Raw genomic sequence first — 1043 nt, 5'->3', positions numbered from 1 at the left:
CTTGATCTGACCGGGGATGAGCGCACGCGGCTGCAAGGCCTGGTGCGCCGTCGCAATGTCGGCCAGGCTCTCGCCCAGCGTGCGCGCATCGTGCTGGCCTGCGCTGAGCCGGGTTCGACCAACAGCGGCATCGCTCGTGCGCTCGGCGTCAGCCGCATGAGCGTCACGACATGGCGCGCCCGTTTCCTGGCGCACCGCCTCGACGGTCTCGTCGACCTGCCCCGGTCCGGCGCTCCGCGCCAGGTCGCGGATACCGAGATCGAACAGATGATCACGCGCACCCTGGAGAGCCAGCCGGAGAACGCCACCCACTGGTCGACACGCGCCATGGCCCGGCGGGTCGGCATGAGCCAGACCATGGTCTCGCGGATCTGGCGTGCCTTCGGGCTGCAGCCGCACAAGATCGAGGCCTTCAAACTGTCGACCGACCCGGCTTTCGTCGACAAGGTCCGGGATGTCGTCGGCCTCTACATGGCCCCACCGCACCGCGCCGTGGTGCTGTGTGTCGATGAGAAGCCGCAGATCCAGGCGCTGACCGGCACCGCGCCGGTGATGCCGATGCGCCCCGGCCAGCCCGAGCGCCAGACCCACGACTACCGACGGGCTGGTACGACCGACCTGTTCGCGGCGCTCGACGTACAGGCCGGTCGCGTCATCGGCCATTGCGCACGGCGTCATCGCTCCATCGAGTTCCGCGCCTTTCTCGATCAGGTCGAGGCCGATGTGCCGAAGGATCTCGATGTGCACCTGGTTCTCGACAACGCGGCCACACACAAGACCAAGCTCATCCACGACTGGCTGCTGAAGCGTCCGCGCTGGCACCTGCACTTCACGCCGACCTCGGCCTCTTGGCTCAACCTCGTCGAGGGCTGGTTCGCGCTGCTGACGCGGCGCCAGCTTCAACGCGGCGTGTTCGAGACCACGGGCGATCTTGAAGCCGCCATCCACGCCTACATCGACCAGACCAACGCCGAGCCGAAGCCGTTCGTCTGGACCAAGTCAGCCGACGCCATCCTCGCCAGCATCAAACGCTTCTGCCAACG

The 1043-nt window shown here is 67.4% G+C and carries 1 protein-coding gene; it reads left to right on the top strand.

What is annotated here, in order from left to right; genetic code table 11:
- On the top strand, positions 1-1043 hold a 1043-nt coding region (locus E4V01_RS25390; RefSeq protein ID WP_135300302.1), incomplete at both ends, for an IS630-like element ISMex18 family transposase.

It is taken from the genome of Methylorubrum sp. Q1 (genome assembly GCF_004683995.1).
GTDB lineage: Bacteria > Pseudomonadota > Alphaproteobacteria > Rhizobiales > Beijerinckiaceae > Methylobacterium.
This window is presented reverse-complemented; position numbering and strand designations above follow the sequence as displayed.